Annotated in this window: 1 protein-coding gene; it reads left to right on the top strand. The window is 63.9% G+C overall.

Features of this window, described 5'->3' with window-relative positions; genetic code table 11:
- Positions 1-98 precede the first annotated feature (98 nt).
- Positions 99-1,382, top strand: coding sequence for an IS256 family transposase (locus QQL28_RS45605; RefSeq protein ID WP_284276416.1), 1,284 nt, complete (start codon positions 99-101; stop codon positions 1,380-1,382).
- The last annotated feature ends 35 nt before the right edge of the window (positions 1,383-1,417 follow it).

The following is a 1,417-nucleotide window of genomic DNA, read 5'->3' as shown; positions in this document are numbered from 1 at the left end:
GAGCTATCGCCGAAAGTTGGTGACGGTGGGAATCGGAAAGGCGGCATATCGTGGGGGTGCTTGACGCCTCCACTTCTCCACCGAAGGAGCGATATGCCGTGTCCAAGGATAACATCATCAAGCTGATTCAGCCAGGAAACGTCGCTGATCAACTCACAGAAGTCTTGCGCAACGGGGCGCGTGCTCTGTTGGCCCAGGCGGTCGAGGCCGAGGTCGCGGACTTTCTCGGCAAGCATGCCGATTTGAAGACCGCGGACGGCCACCAGCGCGTCGTCCGCCACGGTCACCTGCCGGAGCGCGAGGTGATGACCGGTATCGGTCCGGTCGCGGTCCGCCAGCCGCGTGTACGCGATCGCGAGGCGGACGCCACCGACCCCGACCGCATCCGGTTCTCTCCGTCGATCCTGCCGCCCTACATGCGCCGCTCGAAATCGATCGAGACGCTGCTGCCGATCCTTTACCTGAAGGGTATCTCGACCGGCGACTTCTCGGAAGCGCTGGCTGCGCTGCTCGGCAAGGATGCTGCCGGGTTGTCGGCATCCGCCATCGGTCGCCTGAAGGATGGCTGGCTCGACGAGCACACCGCGTGGCAGAAGCGCGATCTGTCGGCGAAGCGCTACGTTTACATCTGGGCCGATGGCATCCATCTGGAGGCGCGGCTCGAGGACGAAAAGCAGTGCATCCTGGTGCTGATCGGTGCGACGCCGGAAGGCCGCAAGGAACTGGTCGGCTTCACCGATGGTGCCCGCGAGAGCGCGCACGACTGGCGCGATCTGCTGCTTGATCTGAAGCGGCGCGGGCTCGACGTGCCTCCGCGGCTCGTCATCGCCGATGGCGCACTCGGCTTCTGGAAAGCCGCCGGCGAGGTCTGGCCGAAAACGCGCGAGCAGCGCTGCTGGGTGCACAAGACTGCAAACGTGCTCGCCAAGCTGCCGACGAGCCAGCAGCCGAAAGCCAAGCGCGCGTTGCAGGAGATCTGGATGGCCGAAACCAAGGCCGCCGCCGAGTTGGCGTTCGATGCCTTCATCGAGAGCTACGCGCTGAAATACGAGAAGGCGGCCGACTGCCTGAGCAAGGATCGAGACACGCTGCTCGCTTTCTACGACTTCCCGGCCGAGCACTGGAAACACTTGCGGACGACCAACCCCATCGAAAGCACCTTCGCCACCGTGCGCCACCGCACCGTCCGATCGAAGGGTTGCCTGTCGAACGGGACCGCGCTCGCCATGGTCTTCAAACTGGTCGAGGGCGCACAGAAAAGCTGGCGCCGTCTCGATGGCCACAACCAGTTGCCAAAACTCGTTCTTGGTGTGACATTCAACGACGGGATCGAGGTCTTCGCCAAGCCGACCGACCGTCAGCCCATAACCGCCGCCGCCTGACCGGCCCCGCCGTCACCAAAATTTGGCGATAGCTC

The organism is Bradyrhizobium iriomotense, assembly GCF_030160715.1.
GTDB classification, from domain to species: Bacteria; Pseudomonadota; Alphaproteobacteria; order Rhizobiales; family Xanthobacteraceae; genus Bradyrhizobium; species Bradyrhizobium iriomotense.
Note: the sequence above shows the minus strand (reverse complement) of the source record. Positions and strands in the feature narration are given on the sequence as shown.